18 protein-coding genes and 1 tRNA gene are annotated in these 20481 nt (G+C 40.3%); 16 read left to right on the plus strand and 3 right to left on the minus strand.

Annotated elements, in window-relative coordinates:
- From secF to HH219_RS14875, 4 genes are all read left to right on the plus strand, one after another.
- Positions 1–948, plus strand: coding sequence for a protein translocase subunit SecF (gene secF / locus HH219_RS14860; RefSeq protein WP_169327908.1), 948 nt, complete (start codon positions 1–3; stop codon positions 946–948).
- Between the two features lie 261 nt (positions 949–1209).
- On the plus strand, positions 1210–1734 hold the full coding sequence (locus tag HH219_RS14865; RefSeq protein WP_054204468.1) for a hypothetical protein: 525 nt from the start codon (positions 1210–1212) through the stop codon (positions 1732–1734).
- A gap of 30 nt (positions 1735–1764) precedes the next feature.
- Positions 1765–3615, plus strand: coding sequence for a bifunctional diguanylate cyclase/phosphodiesterase (locus HH219_RS14870; protein WP_169327909.1), 1851 nt, complete (start codon positions 1765–1767; stop codon positions 3613–3615).
- 82 nt (positions 3616–3697) lie between these two features.
- The gene (locus HH219_RS14875; RefSeq protein ID WP_169327910.1) at positions 3698–4513 is read left to right on the plus strand and encodes a transporter substrate-binding domain-containing protein; all 816 of its coding nucleotides are present in this window, start codon (positions 3698–3700) and stop codon (positions 4511–4513) included.
- 50 nt (positions 4514–4563) lie between these two features.
- On the opposite strand, the gene suhB is transcribed toward HH219_RS14875, so the two are convergent.
- On the minus strand, positions 4564–5367 hold the full coding sequence (gene suhB / locus HH219_RS14880) for an inositol-1-monophosphatase (RefSeq protein WP_054452814.1): 804 nt from the start codon (positions 5365–5367) through the stop codon (positions 4564–4566).
- Between the two features lie 178 nt (positions 5368–5545).
- Positions 5546–5893 (minus strand): four helix bundle protein, encoded by a 348-nt coding sequence (locus HH219_RS14885; protein ID WP_169327911.1) that lies wholly within the window; start codon positions 5891–5893, stop codon positions 5546–5548.
- Positions 5894–6081: 188 nt separating this feature from the next.
- Between HH219_RS14885 and trmJ the strand changes: the two genes are divergently transcribed.
- The 11 genes from trmJ (at position 6082) to HH219_RS14940 (ending at position 18356) form a co-directional block, all read left to right on the plus strand.
- Positions 6082–6804 carry a tRNA (cytosine(32)/uridine(32)-2'-O)-methyltransferase TrmJ gene (gene trmJ, locus HH219_RS14890; protein WP_054204461.1) on the plus strand — a complete coding sequence of 241 codons (723 nt, stop codon included), beginning with the start codon at positions 6082–6084 and terminating at the stop codon, positions 6802–6804.
- 204 nt (positions 6805–7008) lie between these two features.
- Positions 7009–7500: a Fe-S cluster assembly transcriptional regulator IscR gene (gene iscR / locus HH219_RS14895; protein ID WP_054204460.1), complete on the plus strand. Its 492-nt coding sequence runs from the start codon at positions 7009–7011 to the stop codon at positions 7498–7500.
- A gap of 23 nt (positions 7501–7523) precedes the next feature.
- Positions 7524–8741 (plus strand): IscS subfamily cysteine desulfurase, encoded by a 1218-nt coding sequence (locus HH219_RS14900; RefSeq protein ID WP_054204459.1) that lies wholly within the window; start codon positions 7524–7526, stop codon positions 8739–8741.
- 40 nt (positions 8742–8781) lie between these two features.
- A complete protein-coding gene (iscU, locus tag HH219_RS14905; protein ID WP_054204458.1) occupies positions 8782–9165 on the plus strand; it encodes a Fe-S cluster assembly scaffold IscU in 384 nt (127 codons plus the stop codon).
- 10 nt (positions 9166–9175) lie between these two features.
- On the plus strand, positions 9176–9499 hold the full coding sequence (gene iscA / locus HH219_RS14910) for an iron-sulfur cluster assembly protein IscA (RefSeq protein ID WP_054204457.1): 324 nt from the start codon (positions 9176–9178) through the stop codon (positions 9497–9499).
- A 94-nt stretch (positions 9500–9593) separates the two neighbouring features.
- Positions 9594–10121, plus strand: a complete 528-nt coding sequence (hscB, locus tag HH219_RS14915; protein WP_169327912.1) for a co-chaperone HscB — start codon at positions 9594–9596, stop codon at positions 10119–10121.
- A 51-nt stretch (positions 10122–10172) separates the two neighbouring features.
- Positions 10173–12035, plus strand: a complete 1863-nt coding sequence (gene hscA, locus HH219_RS14920; protein WP_169327913.1) for a Fe-S protein assembly chaperone HscA — start codon at positions 10173–10175, stop codon at positions 12033–12035.
- 11 nt (positions 12036–12046) lie between these two features.
- Complete coding sequence (gene fdx, locus HH219_RS14925) at positions 12047–12385, plus strand: ISC system 2Fe-2S type ferredoxin (RefSeq protein WP_054204454.1); 339 nt, start codon at positions 12047–12049, stop codon at positions 12383–12385.
- A gap of 204 nt (positions 12386–12589) precedes the next feature.
- On the plus strand, positions 12590–14017 hold the full coding sequence (locus HH219_RS14930) for an NAD-dependent succinate-semialdehyde dehydrogenase (protein WP_169327914.1): 1428 nt from the start codon (positions 12590–12592) through the stop codon (positions 14015–14017).
- Between the two features lie 160 nt (positions 14018–14177).
- The gene (locus HH219_RS14935; protein WP_169327915.1) at positions 14178–16826 is read left to right on the plus strand and encodes a family 20 glycosylhydrolase; all 2649 of its coding nucleotides are present in this window, start codon (positions 14178–14180) and stop codon (positions 16824–16826) included.
- A 234-nt stretch (positions 16827–17060) separates the two neighbouring features.
- Positions 17061–18356 (plus strand): sugar MFS transporter, encoded by a 1296-nt coding sequence (locus HH219_RS14940; RefSeq protein ID WP_169327929.1) that lies wholly within the window; start codon positions 17061–17063, stop codon positions 18354–18356.
- Between the two features lie 927 nt (positions 18357–19283).
- Here HH219_RS14940 and HH219_RS14945 read toward each other — a convergent pair.
- Positions 19284–19359: transfer RNA gene (locus tag HH219_RS14945), tRNA-His, on the minus strand.
- A gap of 283 nt (positions 19360–19642) precedes the next feature.
- Here HH219_RS14945 and HH219_RS14950 point away from each other — a divergent pair.
- On the plus strand, positions 19643–20461 hold the full coding sequence (locus HH219_RS14950; RefSeq protein WP_054452804.1) for a mechanosensitive ion channel domain-containing protein: 819 nt from the start codon (positions 19643–19645) through the stop codon (positions 20459–20461).
- Positions 20462–20481 lie beyond the last annotated feature (20 nt).

Consider the following 20481-nt stretch of genomic DNA (forward strand, 5'->3'; position numbering starts at 1 on the left):
ATGCAAATTTTAAAATTAGGTGGCAGAACGTTAGGTTTTATGTCACTTCGCAAAGTTGCAATGAGTATCTCAACGCTGCTTATTTTAGCTTCGTTTGCTTCTTTCTTTGTGAAAGGTTTAAACTTTGGCTTAGATTTTACGGGTGGTACAGCCGTTGAAGTCGGTTTTGCACAGCCAGCGGATTTAAAGAAAGTACGCTCAGTATTAGCTGAAAATGGCTTCGCAGATGCATCAGTACAATTATTTGGTTCAAGCCAAGAAATTTTAGTACGTCTTGCCCCTCGTGGTGATGATGTAAAAGCTGAAGTTATTGGTAACCAAGTAATTGACGCGTTAAAAATAGCCGATAGTAGTGTAGTAATGCGCCGTATCGAGTTTGTTGGACCAAGCGTAGGTGAAGACTTAAAAGAGCAGGGTGGCCTTGCCATGCTTACTGCACTTATTTGTATCTTAATATACGTGGCGTTTCGTTTTGAATGGCGCTTTGCCGTTGGCGCTGTAGCTGCCCTCTTACACGATGTTATTCTTACTTTAGGTTTGTTCTCAGTATTAGGTTTAGAGTTTGACTTAACCATTTTGGCAGCAATACTAGCGGTAATAGGTTATTCACTTAATGATACGATCGTTGTATCTGACCGTATTCGTGAAAACTTCCGTAAAGTGCGTATAGATGACACTGTTGAGATCATTGATATTTCGTTAACGCAAACACTTAACCGTACCTTAGTAACATCAATCACCACTATTTTAGTATTGATTGCTTTGTTTTCTTGGGGCGGGCAAACAATTCACGGTTTTGCAACCGCGCTATTGTTTGGTGTGTTCATTGGTACTTACTCTTCTGTTTATGTTGCCAGCGCCGTTGCTATTGCAATGGGTGTAAGCAAAGAAGATTTAATACCAGAAGTAATCGAAAAAGAAGGCGCAGACTTAGACGCCATGCCGTAGGCTGGTTCTTAATAGAACAACTAAGTTTTCGTTTAAAAACCGCTCATTGAGCGGTTTTTTGTTTTTGGGTATTAAATTTTTAGGGCTGACCCTTACGCCGCGCAAATCAAGCTCAGATAACATATCAAACCTGCGCGAGGTAAACTCCCGCCTACGGGCGTGATTAACTCGGGCGTGTAAAATCTCTTAAATCTCCTATTTCTAAAATGCGATGTATTATATATAATGAGAATCATTATTAAATATGGATGTAATAAAAGTATGTTAAAGCAACTTGTGTTAGTAAGCAGTCTGTTCACACTCGCAGCATGTAATGATTCAGAACCAAAGCAATCAGCGGCGACCGAAAAAGGTCCATTAACTTCGCTTGAGCAGTATGATTTACAAGCCAAGACTTTATTGGCTAACATACGAGCAAAAAAAGATGCAGCAAGTTTAGAGGTTGAATCAGCTGACTTAGTCACGGTTTCACAAGTACTGTTGAGTGAGTTTACGGTTAAGTACCCGCAATGTACTGAGTATTTAAATGCACTTAATGCTGCAGCTAAATTGATCCCAACGTTGCCGATAGAAGAAATTGAAACGGGTTATCATGCTGATGGCAAATTACCAAAATTTGATGACCCAGTTTGCTATCATGCGAAAGACTTACTTGTACACCCTGCAACAGTACAGGCAATTGCACGTTTAGGTTTTGTTGATGAACAAGCATTTCAAGATGCAGAACTTGAAATTGTTGAAGTAATAGCTCATTTTGATCAGGTACAAAAAGCACTGAATAAATAACGAATAATACAAATGAGGGTGGGCTCTGACATGAAATTGTCATACACCCTTGATACTTTAGCCGCTTCCCTATTTAAGTATTGGTCGGTCAAGGTGAATTATCAGCTAGCGATACTCGAAGATATACTACAAAACAGTGCAATAACAACGCTTTTCCAACCCATTTTTGATATTTCAGGACAACAAATTTTAGGCTATGAGGCACTCAGTCGCGGGCCTAAATCGTGCGTGTTAGAGATGCCAAGTGCCTTATTTAGTACCGCCGTATATTTTGAAAAAATCTCCGAGCTAGAGTTACTATGTCGCTCTAAAGCAATTGAAAACTTTGTAAACTTAAAGCTGCAAGGTAAATTATTCTTAAATGTGAGTCCTAAAACACTTTTAGATCCTTGCCATCCAAAAGGGGAAACATTACATCTTGTTGAACACTTTGGTTTAGCTGCAAATAGAGTTGTTATTGAAGTCACCGAACAAGAAAAGGTGGATGATGGTTTTTTACTCTTAAAAACCATCGGGCATTATCGAAAACTTGGTTTTTCAATTGCTATAGATGACCTAGGTGCGGGCTACTCTGGTTTAAAACAATGGTCAGAACTATGCCCTGATTACGTAAAAATTGATCGTTATTTTATAGATCATTGTGATGAGAGCGTTGTTAAAAAAGAATTTTTAAAATCGATTATTGAACTGGCAAAAGTAACAAATACCGCAGTAATAGCCGAAGGCATTGAACGTGTTGAAGAGCTCAGTTTACTTGAAGGGCTGGGCATTATGCATGCTCAAGGTTTTTTGTTAGAAAGACCCAGTCAATCCCCCAGCACACAGTTTAATTCTAAACAATTACAAGGGTTAAGTTTTACGCCTCCTAGTAATCAATTCGATCAATCATTAGTAATAGGCCGTCTAGCGGTAGAGCATGTACCAATTGATTGGCAAACACGCTGTAAAGATGCACATAATATTTTTGAAAAAAATAAATCCATCATAAGTTTAGCGGTAGTAAATGAAGAGAATGCCCCCATTGGTTTACTGCATAAAGACCAGCTTACTGAAGTATTTGCGGCACCTTATGGACATGCCCTCTATGATAAACGCCCTGTTACTGCGCTAATGCACAAGCAACCTTTAGTTGTTGATGAAAATCAACCACTTGATACCGTAAGCCAACAAATAACAGAAAATGACTTCGACATTCGCCGTCATATTATAATTACTCGTACAGGTCGGTATCTAGGGTTAGCGCCGTTACGTGATATTCTAAAACACATTACAGCAGAGAAAATTCGTCATGCTCAGCATGCAAACCCCCTTACAATGTTACCTGGAAATGTGGCGATTAATGAGGCAATAGAGAGCCGTTTACGTGTGAAAAATGGGTTCTCACTTGCCTATATAGATTTAAACCATTTCAAGCAATTTAATGATCTATATGGTTATGCCAGCGGAGACAGCGTAATAAAATTACTGGCAGATGTAACCGTTCAAGCTTGTAAAGATGTTCCCAGTTTTGTGGGTCATATAGGTGGCGATGATTTTATGGTAGTGTTTGATAATGATCAGGCAGTTGCTGTTTGTAATACCATTATCAGCAACTTTGAGTTGCAATCACGTGCTTTTTTTACGCCGGAGCATATCGCCAGTGGAGGATATTGGGCCTCTAATCGAGAAGGTGAAAAACAGTTTGTACCGTTACTAACATTATCGATAGGTGTTGTAGAACCTGATTTGGATCAATGCATTAATAGTCATCAAGTTGCGGCCTTAGCAACAGATGCGAAAAAAGAAGCTAAGCGATATCGTCATAGCTATTTATTTGTGTGTAATCGACGAGGCCCTGCGCCTGCTGTTGTACGCTTAAGTTCAGATAAACAAGCAGTATAAAGTTTACTTAATAGGTACGTATTTTACTTGAGTATTTACTCATCAAGGTGTAGCTTAAAAAAAACACTAGAATATAACTCTGATGACTAAATATTTTTTCTCGTTAGTTTCACTGTTCGTAATGCTGTATGTAAATAATACGCAGGCTCAACAAGCTATTAATATCGCTCAAGAGCAACGCCCACAATATAAGCGCGATGAATATTTAACAACATTGCTCACTCTCGCGCTCAATGCGGCTGAACAGCCAGCCAAACTCAATACGGTTAATGTGCATCCACACCAGCAGCGTACTCTTATTGCGTTAGATAGCGACGCAATTGACTTGTATTGGAGCATGACTAGTCCAGATCGTGAAACGCTAGCAATCCCTATTAAAGTTCCTTTATTTAAAGGATATATAGGAAAACGCGCCTTGGTTACACAACAGGCTTTTTTAAATAGATTTGAGAATATAACAACGCTCGATCAATTAGCATCGTTTACAGCAGTGCAAGGGCATGATTGGCCAGATACAAAAATTTTAGCAAGCAATGGCTTGTCAGTTCGCCCATTGGCTAACTATGAAGCCATGTTTGGTTTGGTAGCAAATGGCCGTGTCGACTATTTTCCACGTTCTTTTATTGAGGTCAGCTCTGAGCTAGTACAAGTTAACAATAAAGCATTAGTGATAGTGCCCAATATATATATTAGTTATCCTAGTGCATTTTATTACTTTGTTACAAAGCGAAAACCAGAGCTTGCTGATGCATTATATAAAGGGCTTGAAATCATGCAAAAAGATGGTTCTTTTGATGCGCTATTTATGAAGTACTTCTCAGCTGATTTAAAAGCATTACCTTTTGAATCAGAGGGTGTCATCGAAATAAAGCTAGATAACCCTTATTTTAAGCCATAAAAAAGGAGCTAAAGCTCCTTTTTTAGTATTAACCAGGTTTTAATTCGCTATTAACGAAGTAAAGCTTCAGTTAATACAGGGCGAATCTCACGAATAATTGCTTGCGTAAGTTTAGGTGAGCCGCAGATAATGTTACCGCTGTGGTTATAGTTATTACCACCTGCAAAATCAACAACCATACCGCCAGCTTCTTTAACCATTAATTCACCCGCAGCGCTATGCCATGGTTTTAAACCAATTTCAAAGAAACCATCAACGCGCCCAGCTGCAACATAAGCCATATCTAATGCTGAGCTACCTGCACGGCGAATATCAGCAGTATGTACAAATAAGGCTTTGAATGCTTCAGTGTATGCATCAATGTGGTGTTTGTTTTTGTATGGGAAACCAGTGGCAAGTACAGTACCTGACAGTACAGTCGTTTTGCTTACACGAAGACGCTTGCTATTTAGCTGTGCGCCTTGACCACGAGAGGCAGTGAAAAGCTCACCACGAATAGGATCGTAGATAACAGCTTGGTCTAAACGACCTTTTACTTTAAGTGCGATAGAAATCGCATAATGAGGAAGACCTTTGATGAAGTTTGTTGTGCCATCAATAGGATCTACAATCCATTGGTAATCTGCATCCTTGCCTACATGTTCGCCTAACTCTTCACCAACAATAGAGTGAGCAGGGAAAGACTGTAAAATAGTGTCACGTATTACGGCTTCGGCTTCTTTATCAATATTAGTTACTAAATCGTTAGTGCCTTTTTGTTGCACTTCAACTTTTGATAAATCTTCACTTGCGCGAAGTAAAATTTTGCCTGCGTTGCGCGCAGCGCGAACCGCAATGTTTAACATTGGATGCATGGTATACCCTTGGGTTGTAAAAGAACGTTTATATATTTCAGCCGGCATATTCTAGCGATTTTTGACACAAAGTAAACAATAAAGCCTAAATAACTTTGTGTGTTTTTTATACGTTATTGTTTGCGAAGAAAAAGATCTAGAGTTTTAAGCTTTAAGTTATAAGCAGTACAGTGTGCTATTAATTATTGCAGCTTAGTTTGTTTTTTAGACTGTTAAGCATTGCAGATAGCTCCTTAGTTTCCTGTAGCCAACTGCAACCTCGCTCTTTATTTATAAATTCAATTTCAATACCGATATATATTTGAGTGCGAGCTTCAGAAAGCGATGATCTTGCAATATCTAGGAAGCGCTTCTTTTCTTTGTTGCTATCCCTACTCATCCCTTCAGCGATATTACTAGGGACCGATAAGCCAGAGCGAGTTAGCTGATCACGAAATCCATAGTCTTTTATCTGTTTAGTATGGATATAAATATCTGCACTTAATCGAGCTGACCGTTTCCATACTTCTAATTTCTCAAAATTCATAACGAAAATCCCTTTTTAGATACTTAAAACAGTATGGCTCAGGCTTGAATATATGATCAAATAAATAGTGAAATTACTACCGATAAAAGTGTGTTTGCTCAGGCTGCTTAAAGCTCGCAGCTTATCGCTTACAGCTAACATCCGTGTTATAATCCGCGCAATTTTGGTATGAGTTAAGTGGCATAGTAATGATCTTAGATGACATCCGTATTGTTTTAGTAAACACCTCACATGCTGGTAATATCGGCTCAGCGGCACGCGCAATGAAAACCATGGGTTTATCAAAACTTTATTTAGTTGACCCAGCGTGTGAAGTCGATAGTCATGCCAGTGCATTGGCTGCAGGTGCAACAGATGTACTTGGTAACGCTGTGATTGTTGATACGGTTGCAGATGCAATTGCGGGTTGTGCACTAACGATTGGCACGAGTGCGCGTTCGCGTACATTATCTTGGCCGATGGTAGAGCCACGCGAGTGTGGAGAAAAGTTAGTTGCAGAAGCCGTAAATGGTCCTGTAGCACTTGTCTTTGGTCGTGAAAACAGTGGTCTAAGTAATGAAGAACTGCAAATGTGTAATTATCATGTATGCATTCCCGCTAACCCAGAATACAGTTCACTTAACCTTGCAATGGCCGTTCAAACGCTATGTTATGAAACACGCATGGCATTTTTAAATGAGCAGCCAAAAAAAGTTGAGCAAGATGACGCAGTATACCCAAGTTCAAAGCAAACAGAGTTGTTCTACGATCATTTAGAGTCAACATTGTTGGATACTGGTTTTATTATCAAGCAGCATCCTGGCATGGTGATGACGAAATTACGTCGTTTATTTAACCGTGCTCGCCCAGAGGATGCAGAACTAAATATTCTACGCGGTATTTTAACTTCAATAAATAAGTCTACTAAATAAGCGAAAGTTATAAGGCAATATACCCACTAATACTTGACTAAATTACTCAAGTAATTACAATGAGCACAATACCTGACTAAAATAGTCGGGTATTGAAGAATATTGAAGGCTCTAAGCTCACGGCTCTATAGCTGATTCGATATAATACTTGATTATTTTACTCTGGTAATTAAAATTTGCACTCTTTAGTAGTGCGGGGGCTCTATGAAGTTAACATCAAAAGGCAGATATGCCGTCACAGCGATGCTAGATGTTGCACTACATACAAGTGTGGGGCCAGTTCCCCTTGCCGATATTTCAGAACGACAAGAAATTTCGTTGTCGTATCTTGAACAATTATTTGCCCGATTACGTAAAAATGGTTTAGTAAGCTCAGTGCGCGGTCCAGGTGGAGGTTATCTACTTGGTCGAGATCCAAGTGCAATCTCGGTGGGCGATGTAATAAGCGCCGTCGACGAATCAGTTGATGTAACGCGCTGTCATGGCGCAACAGGCGGTTGTCAAAGCGGTATGCGTTGTTTGACACACACTTTGTGGTCAGATTTAAGTGCCCGCATAGAAGATTTTTTAAATGGTATTACCCTTGCTGAATTGGTGGAAAAGTCAGATGTGAAAGAAGTCGCATCTCGCCAAGATAACAGCGTTAATAATGCAATTAAGCAATTGGAAAATATTCAAGTAAGCTGTCAACTTTAGGTTGGCGTCCAGCGGAGAAAGAAATGAAGTTACCGATTTATTTAGATTACGCAGCAACCACGCCAGTTGACGAGCGTGTTGCAAAAGAAATGATGCAATGCCTAACAATGGACGGCAATTTTGGTAACCCTGCATCACGTTCACACCGTTTTGGTTGGCAAGCTGAAGAAGCGATCGATCAAGCACGTACTGATATCGCAGATTTAATTAACGCAGACCCACGTGAAATCGTTTTCACATCGGGTGCGACAGAATCAAACAACCTTGCAATCAAAGGTGCAGCACAGTTTTATAAAAAGAAAGGTAAGCATATTATTACCGCTAAAACTGAGCATAAAGCGGTTATAGATACATGTCGTGAATTAGAGCGTCAAGGTTTTGAAGTCACTTATATGGACGTTGAAGAAAACGGCCTACTTGATCTGCAAAAACTAGCTGACACAATGCGTGATGACACCGTATTAGTGAGCATTATGCACGTTAACAACGAGCTAGGCGTAATTCAAGATATCGCAACGATTGGCGAAATGTGCCGTGAACGTAAAATTATGTTTCATGTTGATGCAGCGCAAAGTGCAGGTAAAGTATTAATCGATATTCAACAGCTTAAAGTTGATTTCATGTCGTTCTCAGCACATAAAATGTATGGCCCTAAAGGTATTGGCGCATTATATGTACGTCGTAAACCACGTGCACGCCTTGAAGCGCAAATGCACGGTGGCGGCCATGAGCGCGGTATGCGCTCTGGAACTCTAGCGACTCACCAACTTGTTGGCATGGGTGCTGCGTTTAGAATCGCAAAACAAGATTTCGAAAAAGATTACGCCCATATCGCAGCGCTACGTAAGCGTTTGATTGATGGCATTATGGCTGATATGGAAGAAGTGTACTTCAACGGTACACCTGATCAATCAGTACCAGGAATTGTTAACATCAGCTTTAATTTTGTTGAAGGTGAATCGTTATTGATGGCTGTTAAAGATATTGCTGTATCATCAGGTTCTGCCTGTACATCAGCAAGCTTAGAGCCTTCTTATGTATTACGTGCGCTTGGTCGTAACGATGAATTAGCACACAGCTCAATTCGTTTTAGTATTGGCCGTTTTACCACCGAAGAAGAGATTGATTATACCGTCAATTTAATGAAAAACTCTATCGGTCGCTTACGTGAGATGTCGCCTCTTTGGGAAATGCATCAAGAAGGTGTTGATTTGGATTCAGTTGAATGGGCACATCATTAATTGATGTGCACATCCGCTAGCAGGTAGTGAGGATAGTATTATGGCGTATAGTAATAAAGTAATCGATCATGTTGAAAACCCACGTAACGTAGGTGTTTTAGACAAAAATGACCCATCAGTAGCAACGGGTATGGTTGGCGCACCAGCATGTGGTGACGTTATGAAGCTGCAAATTAAAGTATCAGCTGAGGGCGTAATTGAAGACGCTAAATTTAAAACATACGGTTGTGGTAGCGCAATAGCTTCATCATCACTTGTAACAGAGTGGGTTAAAGGTAAGACGTTAGATGAAGCATCTATGATCAAAAACACTGATATCAGTGCTGAGCTTGAATTACCACCAGTGAAAATTCACTGTTCAATTTTAGCTGAAGATGCAATCCAAGCGGCAATTGCAGATTACAAAAGTAAACAAGCGAAGTAAGAGATAAATCATGGCAGTGACATTGACAGAAGCGGCAGTAAACCGCGTAGAATCATTTTTAGCAAATCGCGGAAAAGGCCTTGGCTTACGCGTAGGCATTAAAACGACGGGCTGTTCAGGTCTTGCATATGTTCTTGAGTTTGTAGACGAGTTATCTGATGGCGATGAAGTATTTGAATCCCAAGGGGTTAAAGTAATCGTTGATGCTAAAAGCTTAGTTTATATTGATGGTACTGAACTTGATTACACCAAAGAAGGTTTGAACGAAGGGTTTAAATTTATTAACCCAAATCAAGCTGACGAGTGTGGTTGTGGCGAAAGTTTCACAGTATAAACAATAAAGTGATTGTATTCTTAAGCCCTGCACCTGTAGGGCTTTGTTCTATCTGAATTTTAAGCCAATATGTTAATTTGGCATGGTTGGAATTATGCGCTATTTTGAGTTATTTGCGATACCGGTTGATTACAATGTGGATTTGGTAAAAGTCAGTAAAAATTACCTAGATCTTCAGCGTGCTGTTCACCCTGATCGTCATGCTAATGCCAGCAGTCGTGATAAGTTATTAGCTGTCCAAAATGCCGCAGAAATTAATGACGCACTACAAATTTTAAAGCATCCGGTAAAACGTGCCGAGTACATGCTCAGTGAATTAGGTGTTGATATTCGTGCTGAGCAGCAAACACTGCAAGATCCGCTGTTTTTAATGCAGCAAATGGAGTTACGCGAAGAGCTTGAAGAGTTAAGCGCAAGTCACGATCCTGATACCGCGATTGCCCATTTTGAACAACAAATAAAACAACTTGATAGCCAATATAGTGCGCAGCTTGCGGAGCAACTAGCAAGTAATGATGAACAGCAATGGCAACTTGCCGCGGATAACATTCGTAAATTAAAGTTCGTGTATAAATTGCGTGATGAATTAGAACGTATTGAAGACAGTTTATTCGACGATTAATTATCTAACTTACTGAACCATTGGTAAGTCAAACAAGAGTTAAAGAGCATTATGGCATTATTGCAGATTGCTGAGCCGGGGCAGAGCGCGGCACCACATGAACATAAGTTAGCAATAGGTATTGACCTTGGTACGACCAACTCATTAGTTGCGACGGTACAAAGTGGCGAAGCCCGTACATTAACCGATGTTAATGGCGCAGCCATGTTACCGTCTGTTGTACGTTATAGCGCTGATGGTATCACAGTGGGCGAACTTGCTGCTCAAGCTGCAACACAAGACCCTGTAAATACTTTAATTTCAGTTAAGCGTTTTTTAGGTAAAACTCAAGCTGAAATAGAGCAAAGCTACGGTCAATTGCCGTATGATTTTTGTCAGCACGATGGCGCATTAGCGATTACCACGGCAGCTGGCAACATCAGCCCAATTACAGCTTCAAGCGACATACTAAAAGCATTAAAGCAACGCGCCGAAGAAAGCTTTGCAGGGCAAGATATTTTAGGTGCGGTGATCACGGTGCCAGCTTATTTTGATGATGCACAGCGCCAAAGCACCAAGGATGCCGCTGAACTTGCGGGCATTAATGTACTGCGATTATTAAATGAACCAACAGCCGCCGCGGTTGCTTATGGTTTAGATTCTGGCCAAGAAGGCATTATCGCAGTTTATGATTTAGGCGGCGGTACGTTTGATATTTCAATCCTGCGTTTAAACCAAGGTGTGTTTGAAGTATTAGCAACGGGTGGAGATTCAAGCCTCGGTGGCGATGATTTTGACTCATTATTAGTCGATCACTTTAAGCGTGAAACCGGTGTGATGACGTTATCTCCATCAGTGTTGCGCTTGTTCATTAATAAAGCAAAAGCCTGTAAAGAAGCGCTCAGTAAATATGCCAAGGTAAATGTTGGGCTAGAGTTTGACGATGAAAAACACATGGTTGAAGTCACTCGCGAAAAGTTTGAAGAACTAGCCATGGTACTGGTTAAAAAAACGCTTCGTTCGTGTCGCAGAGCAGTTAAAGATGCTGGCATTACAAATGATGAAGTACTGCAAGTCGTGATGGTTGGTGGTTCAACCCGTATGCCAATTGTACGCAGTCAAGTTGCCGAGTTTTTTAATAAAGAGCCACTGACTTCTATCGACCCTGATCGCGTAGTTGCACTGGGCGCGGCATTACAAGCTGATGTATTAGTAGGTAATAAGCCTGATTCAGACATGTTATTACTTGATGTATTACCATTGTCCCTTGGCTTAGAAACAATGGGTGGTTTAGTTGAAAAAATCATTCCACGTAATACCACAATACCGGTTGCTCGCGCACAAGAATTTACGACCTTTAAAGATGGTCAAACGGCGATGTCGTTACATGTACTGCAAGGTGAGCGTGAGCTGGTTGATGATTGTCGCTCATTGGCTAAATTTAGCTTAAAAGGTATTCCACCAATGGCAGCCGGTGCTGCGCATATTCGTGTTACCTTCAAAGTAGACGCCGATGGTTTACTTAGCGTATCAGCCATGGAAAAATCAACGGGCGTACAAGCTGAAATTCAAGTTAAACCATCGTTTGGTTTGTCAGATGACCAAGTTGCTAACATGCTTAAAGAGTCAATGACCAATGCTAAAGGTGATATGCAAGCGCGTATGCTTAAAGAGCAGCAAGTTGAAGCATTACGTGTTATTGAAGCACTTTATGCATCATTGGCAACCGATAGCGCTTTACTTGATGAAAAAGAATTAGCTAACTTGAATGCTGAAATTGCTAAACTGGTAACAGTTCGTGAGACAGCCATCGAGCCAAATGAAATAAAAGCAGCCATTGAGAAAGTTGATAACGCCAGTAGTAAATTTGCTGAGTTAAGAATGGATGCATCGATTAAAAAAGCACTGCAAGGGCAGTCAGTAGACAACGTTTAAAAGAGGTTAGAATGCCACAAATTATTTTTCTTCCCCATCCGGAATTATGTCCTGACGGCGCTGCAATTGATGCACCAAGTGGTGAAACAGTACTTAATGTTGCACTTAAAAACGGGATCAGTATTCCGCACGCGTGCGAAAAGTCATGTGCATGTACCACTTGCCATTTAGTTATCCGTGAAGGGTTTGACTCACTTGATGAAAGTGACGAGCTTGAAGACGACATGCTAGATAAAGCATGGGGCTTAGAGCCTGAATCACGCTTAGGTTGCCAAGCAATCATCCGTGATGAAGACTTAATAGTTGAAATACCAAAGTACAACCTCAACATCGTTAATGAAGATCATTGATTTTGAGCTCAGCTATAAGCTGTAAGCCTTAAGCTGTATAGAAAGCACCGCGCTCAATTTGAACGCGGTGTTTTTGTTTCTAGATATGAAAAACCAGCGCGAGATAAATGCCCGCCTACGGGTTGGCATTGGACGGGGTGTTTAACTACTTATAACTTACAACTTACAACTCAATTTTTATAGCTAATTACCGGAGAGATTTCTATGTCACATCTACTTTTTAACGACTCTTTCATTAACGGTGAATTTTACTCCACCGATAAAAATTTCAGTGTTGATGACCCCGCCACACAGCAAAGCATCATCATGGTGAGTGACGTAGATGATATTGGGGTTCATAAAGCAATTAATACCGCTCACGATGCATTTATTAAACTCAAATTAACCAATGCAACAACGCGTAGCAATGTGCTAATGCGTTGGTATGATCTAGTAATGCAAAATAAACAAACGCTTGCTGAGTTAATGACTAAAGAGCAAGGCAAGCCTCTAAAAGAAGCACTTGGTGAAGTTGACTACGGGGCTGCGTTTATCAAATGGTACGCTGAACAAGCTAAGCGTAGTTATGGTGATGTCATACCTGCAACAGATAATAACCACCGTTTAACCAGTTTTAAGCAACCAATTGGTGTAGTTGCAGGAATAACACCATGGAACTTCCCGATTGCAATGGTGACACGTAAAGTAGCGCCGGCCTATGCTGCAGGGTGTAGCTTTGTACTAAAACCTTCAGAACACACGCCTTTGTGTGCACTCGTATTAGCATATTTAGCTGATCAAGCTGGTTTTGAAAAAGGTGCATTTAATGTATTACTAAGCGAAGATGCGCCGCGTGTTGGTAAAATTATGACGGAATCAAAAATCGTGCGTAAGTTCACTTTTACCGGCTCAACCGGTGTTGGTAAGCAGTTGCTTACTCAGTGCGCCTCTACAGTCAAACGCACATCAATGGAGTTAGGCGGCAATGCACCCTTTATTATTTTTGATAATGCCGATTTAGATGAAGCCGTAACAGGTTTGATGGGCGCTAAATTTAGAAATGGCGGGCAAACCTGCGTCGCCGCTAATCGTATTTTTGTACAGCGCAGCATACTAGATCAAGTTGTCGATAAATTAGCTAAAAAAGTTGCAACATTAAAAGTGGGCAACGGCTTTGACGAAAATACCGACATTGGCCCACTTATTTACCCTAAAGCCAAACAAAAAGTGCAAGAGTTAGTGGCTGATGCAAAAGCAAAAGGCGCAATACAAATTAATGACGATGTTGAACTTAGCGGAAACTACCAAACGCCACTTATACTAACTGGCGTCACACCAGAGATGGATATTTATCACCAAGAAGTATTCGGCCCCGTAGTTAGTATTATTGTATTTGATGAAGAGGCCGAAGTGCTGGCTATGGCCAATGATGTGCCTTATGGCCTCGCCGCGTATTTTTATAGTCAAAACATCAAGCAAGTCTATCGCGTAAGTGAGGCTTTGGAATACGGAATGGTCGGTATTAACGAAGGGCTAATTTCAAATCCTGTAGCTCCATTTGGTGGTGTAAAACAATCAGGCCTAGGACGAGAAGGCGGCCATCAAGGATTAGACGAATACCTCGAAGAAAAATATGTGTGCATCAAGATCTAGGCTGCAATTTACGCTATGTTTTTCTGAAGAAAACCTGATTAAGTTAATTATTGATAGCGCTGTCATTGCGGTTTTTATATGATGGTGCTGAATAAATAACAAAAAGAAGGGCTACGCTGGGGATAATACGTAGCCTTAAGGTTTAAACGAGGAGAGAGCAATGGATTTCAAAAAGCGCGCTTTAGCCAGTCTAATCGCTGCACTGCCACTTATGGCCCAGGCCCAGTTTTCACAAAACGATATTAATAGTTTTGCAAAAGAAACCACACTGACATTTGCAGTGGTTGATAACTTTCACAATAAAGATGCGGGCTTTTTAGGTAAAATTATACTCAATAACCAATCTGATGTTGCACTTCCTGCAGGTGAAAGCGATTGGCAGCTTTATATTCACTCCGTACGTAAAATAAATACCGAGCATGTTGCAGGTTTAAACATTGAGCATGTGAATGGTGATTTGCACCGCATAGTACCAACCAAAGATTTTAAAGGTTTGCCTGCAGGTAAAAGTTTAGACTTAGAATTTGATGCACAAGTATGGGTTGTTGCTTATACCGACTTTATGCCGCGTGCCTTTTTTGTGTCAGGTGATCACAAACCGGCTATTTTTGCTAACACAGATAGCGAAGACATGAGCCAGTTTGTAGCCCCGTTTGAGCGTGAAAACCAACTTCGCCGTTATAACGAGCCAAAAGACCGTACAGTACTAATCACGCCAGAAGTGCGTTTTGAACGAAACCAACAAACAACTACAAAAGTATCTCAAGAAGATGCGCTAAAACGCATCATTCCAAAGCCACAAAAAGTTGAGTTTAACCGTGGTGTTGCCAAGCTGGATAATAGCTGGCAAATACGTTTTCAAGGTCAGTTAAAAAATGAAACCATGGTTTTCATGCAAGACCTACAAAATGATTATGGCTTAACCTTAAAAGCAGAGCCTGATCACATAAAAGCAAATAAAGAAAAGCTGATCAGCCTAAAAGTAAACCCACAATTAGCTAACGGTAAAAGCGAAAGCTATACCTTAGAAATTGATGACGACCGTATTGATATTGTTGGTAGTGACAATGCAGGTGTGTTTTATGCAATGCAAAGCCTGCTTAATTTATTACCAGCAAACAGCCAAGGTGCGATTGAAGTTCCGCAGCTAGAGCTTGAAGATAGTCCGCGTTATGGCTGGCGTGGTATGCATTACGATAATGGTCGTAACTACCATGGTAAAGACGCAATGTTCAAACTGGTTGAACAAATGGCGCGTTATAAAATGAACAAACTACACTGGCATTTTTCTGAAGATGAAGGCTGGCGTTTAGAAATTCCAGGCCTACCAGAGCTAACAGATATTGGTGGTTATCGCTGTTTTGATCTTGAAGAAAAAGAATGTCTATTAACTCAGCTAGGTACCGGGCCATTTAAATCAGGCTCAGGTAACGGCTACCTTACACGCAGCGAGTTTGTTGAACTGCTCACATTTGCCAGAGACCGTCATATTCAAATCATTCCTGAAATTGAAGGCCCAGGCCATGCGCGTGCATCAATAAAAGCAATGGAAGCGCGTTACCATAAGCTTGCCGATGAAGCTCAAAAAGTAGCTAAAAATAATCTTATTAATAAAAAGAATACTAAAAAAGAAGCGCAGCAAGTTGATATTAGCGCCGCAACACAATATTTATTGAGTGATCCAAACGACACGTCAGTTTATATGACGGTGCAAAACTACAAAGATAACTCAATGAATGTGTGTATGGATTCAACTTACGCATTTTTAGACAAAGTAACCTACGAGCTACAACAAATGTACCGTGAAGCGGGGGTTCAACTTACTAACCTTCACTTTGGTGGTGATGAAGTAGGCGCGGGGTCTTGGGTAGATTCACCAATATGCCAAGCGATGTTTGCCGACCCTAACAACGGCGTTGCAGGCGCAGGTGATTTAAAGCCTTACTTTACCCAGCGCGTTGCCAAACTACTTGAAAAGCGCGGTATTTCACCAGGCGCATGGGAAGATGGGTTAATGTATGATCGTACAAACCCATTTAAGCGTGATGAATTTCCAAATAAAACCTTTACAGCAAATGTATGGGATAATATTTGGGAGTGGGGCGTAGCTGATAGAGCCTATCGCCTAGCAAATGCAGGTTACCAAGTGATTTTATCGCACGGTACACACCTATACTTTGATCACCCTTATGAGGCTCACCCAGAAGAGCGTGGTTACTACTGGGCAACGCGTTATACCGATACCAAAAAAGCATTTAACTATATGCCTGATGATGTGTATGCGAATGCCGATTACACACGCACGCGTGAGCCAATTGAAAATCTAGAAGCGTTAGTTGGTCGCCCGTTACCGCAACTTGAAAAACCTGAAAATATTTTAGGTATGCAAGGGCAGGTATGGTCAGAAACCATTCGTACTGAAGATCAAGTATTAGCGATGATCTTCCCGCGTATATTGTCTGTGGCAGAACGTGCATGGCATAAAGCACCATGGGAAGGCGAAAAGGTTGATACAAAAACCCAAGAAAAAGATTGGGCGCAGTTTTCTGCCGCTGTTGGTTTGAAAGAGTTAACAAAACTCGTAAATGCGGGTGTTAATGTGAATCTGCCAGTACCCGGTGGGATAGTGAATAACGGTAAGTTACAAGTTAATACCCCGTTTGCTTATTTACAAACAGAATATAGTTTAGACAATGGGGCAACGTGGCTTGCGTATACAGCTCCGATCAGTGTTTCTAAAGAGCAATCTATTGCACTTAGAAGTAGCTTAAACGATAAAAGTAAAAGTAGAATTACGTATATAAATTAATGTTTTAGTAATAAATATGTATTTGAAAGGGCCGCAAGGCCCTTTTTTTGTATGCTTGTAAAGTAAATAGTTACTAGTAATATGGCTACAATTGACGTAATGTTTTATGGCAGCGCTGTCATTTTTGTTGCGATAATGTTATTTTTATCTCGCAAAAGTGTTATACAATACAGCAACGCTAATCGTCGAATTAAGTTAATAATTATAACGATAGATCGCAACAAGAAGATGTTAATGGAAGCCACTGTGTCAAAATCAAATAATCAAAGTAATTTTATACCCATGGCCATTGTCGCCACTCTATTTTTTATATTAGGGTTTGCAACGTGGTTAAATGGCTCTCTTATGCCTTACTTAAAGCAGGTATTGCAGCTAAGCCCATTTCAAGCTTCTCTTATTTTATTCTCATTTTATATAGCGGTCACATTTACAGCTGTACCCTCGGCGATGATCATACGTAAAGTGGGCTACAAAAACGGCATGGCGCTAGGCATGGCGACTATGATGGTTGCAGGTTTATTGTTTATTCCTGCCGCAAAAACACAAGTGTTTGCATTGTTTTTATTAGCACAATTAGTGATGGGTGCTGGCCAAACATTATTACAAACAGCAGTTAATCCATATGTTGTGCGTATAGGGCCTGAAGAATCAGCCGCGGCACGCGTAAGTGTAATGGGTATATTGAATAAAGGTGCAGGCGTTATTGCACCAATCGTATTTACAGCATTAATCCTAAGTGACTTTACTGGTTTAGTAGGTAAAGAGTTAACGCAATTAGAAATTGATGCAATGGCAAATAGCTTAATTTACCCTTATTTAGGTATGGCTTTATTTATAGGTGCATTAGCATTTGCAGTAACAAAAATGCCATTACCTGAGTTACAAGATGATGAAGACCAAGGTGCCAAAGGGCAAGTAAAAGAAGCGCTTTCTCATCCAAGTCTTGCATTAGGTGTATTAGCATTATTTGTGTATGTTGCGGTAGAAGTGATAGCAGGTGACACAATTGGCACCTTTGCGTTATCACTAGGTATTGAACAATATAGCATAATGACTTCTTACACTATGGGCTGTATGGTACTAGGCTATATTTTAGGTATTGCACTCATTCCACGATTTATTTCACAACAAGTCGCATTAAGTGCATCAGCGATTTTAGGCTGTATATTAACGTTGGCAGTTGTATTTAGCGATACTAGTTCTGTAGTTGTTGCAACAGCACTTGGTTTAGAAGTACAGTTACCTGATACCTTACTAATGATTGCAGTGTTAGGTTTTGCCAATGCAATAGTTTGGCCTGCAGTTTGGCCGCTAGCCTTGTCAGGTTTAGGTAAGTTAACAAGTGTTGGCTCTGGTTTATTGGTAATGGGTATTGCCGGTGGTGCATTTGGCCCATTATTCTGGGGTTTAGCAAGTGGTGGTGTTGATTCGGCAGAGGCACAACAAGGTGCTTATATTGTAATGCTTCCTTGTTATTTATTTATTCTTTTCTATGCTGTTAAAGGGCATAAAATGAAGAGCTGGAAATAAATGACTTCCTAGGCACTATGAAAGTGTGCAATGGATATTTAGCTTTACAGAATTGAAGAACCTAGAACCTAATTTTTGAAAAGAATTTCTATAATGTAGAAATAATCCCGTGTGTAATGCCACCGAAAGGTGGCATTTTTTTGCCTGAAATAAAATGGTAAAGCCATAAGTTTAAGTGTAGGAACAGGCTTCAGCCGTGATTGGTTTCATTGAATCACAACAAGGAGCGGGTTATGTGCAAAACCATTCGGCGCTAAAGCGCACTCCTACGTGTGGTGTATAGGTGAATTATTTTGTAGGAACAGGATTTAGCCATGATTGGTTTTATTGAATCACAACAAGGCTCGGGTTATGCGTAAAAGTCATTCGGCGCTAAAGCGCACTCCTACGTGTGGTGTATAGGTGAATTATTTTGTAGGAACAGGCTTTAGCCATGATTGGTTTTATTGAATCACAACAAGGCTCGGGTTATGTGTAAAAACCATCGGCGCTAAAGCGCACTCCTACGTGTGGTGTATAGGTGAATTATTTTGTAGGAACAGGCTTTAGCCGTGATTGGTTTCATTGAATCACAACAAGGCTCGGGTTATGTGTAAAAGTCATTCGGCGCTAAAGCGCACTCCTACGTGTGGTGTATAGGTGAATTATTTTGTAGGAACAGGCTTTAGCCGTGATTGGTTTCATTGAATCACAGCAAGGCTCGGGTTATGTGCAAAAACCATCGGCGCTAAAGCGCACTCCTACGTGTGGTGTATAGGTGAATTATTTTGTAGGAACAGGCTTTAGCCGTGATGTTTTATGACGCTGGCAATGTACAACAGCCAATCGATGTTGAACATCAAAATGTTTAGGCAAATAGATTAAATTGAGTCTAAGAGATTTTATAAAAATAATGAAGAATATACTTTGAAATAAGAAAGGAAAAGATGGGGCGATTGACGGGGCTTGAACCCGCGACAACCGGAATCACAATCCGGGGCTCTACCAACTGAGCTACAACCGCCACAACACACCTTGTTTGGTGTGGCGCGGATAATACATAAAATTATAATAGTTGTGAAGGCCTAGCAGCAAAAAAAATTAAAATAATTACAAAAATCGCTGCATTAGCTTAAAAAACGATCTCAACTGCTGTTTTTATATAGTTAATTCAGATTATATCGCCAAAGAGCTTTAATCATTAAGGCTCTGTTTTATTTATTACGCTATAAATTAATAAAACAATAATGTTAAATAAGATATAATTTATGCAGCATAGTGCTCAACAATGAATATCAGGAGTGAATATGGATACAATAATTAACTGGCTAAACGAAAACTCAGGGCTAATTTTGCATTACGGCATTCAAGCGGTAATAGCATTAGTAATCTTTTTACTGGGTGGTCGTGTAGCTAAATTTTGTTCAAACTTAACAGAAAAAGCATTCGATAAGAAAAAAGTAGATAAAGCGGTTGGTTCGTTTGTATCAAGCATTGTATACGCTATCGTATTCATGGCGACGATCTTAATGGCACTTTCGCAAATTGGTATCGAAACCACGTCATTTATCGCTATTTTAGGTGCTGCAGGCTTAGCGGTAGGTTTAGCGCTTCAAGGCTCACTGTCTAACTTTGCATCTGGCGTACTAATTATTTTACTTCGCCCATTTAAATCAGGTGATTATGTTGAAGCTGGCGGTAAAGCAGGAACAGTTAAAAAAATTGAAATTTTCTCTACTGAATTTCGCACACCAGATAACAAAGTAATCATCATGCCTAACTCAGCAATCATGTCAGGCCCAATTGTTAACTTCTCTCGTGAGAGCACGCGTCGTATTGATTTAGTGATTGGTGTTGGTTATGACGCCGACTTACGTAAAGCAAAAGAAGTGCTTAAATCAGTACTCGATAAAGAGCCTCGCTTATTAAAAGATCCAGCGTATACAGTTGCAGTATCTGAACTTGCCGATTCAAGTGTTAACTTTGTAGTGCGTCCTTGGGTTAACTCTGGCGATTACTGGCCAACGTATTTTGATTTGATGGAAAATATCAAAATCTCATTAGATGAGGCTGATATTACAATACCATTCCCGCAAATGGATGTTCATTTTCACAAGCAAGATTAATCAACCAAACAAGTAGCAAA

It is taken from the genome of Pseudoalteromonas sp. NEC-BIFX-2020_015 (assembly GCF_012952265.1).
Classification (GTDB): Bacteria; Pseudomonadota; Gammaproteobacteria; order Enterobacterales; family Alteromonadaceae; genus Pseudoalteromonas; species Pseudoalteromonas neustonica.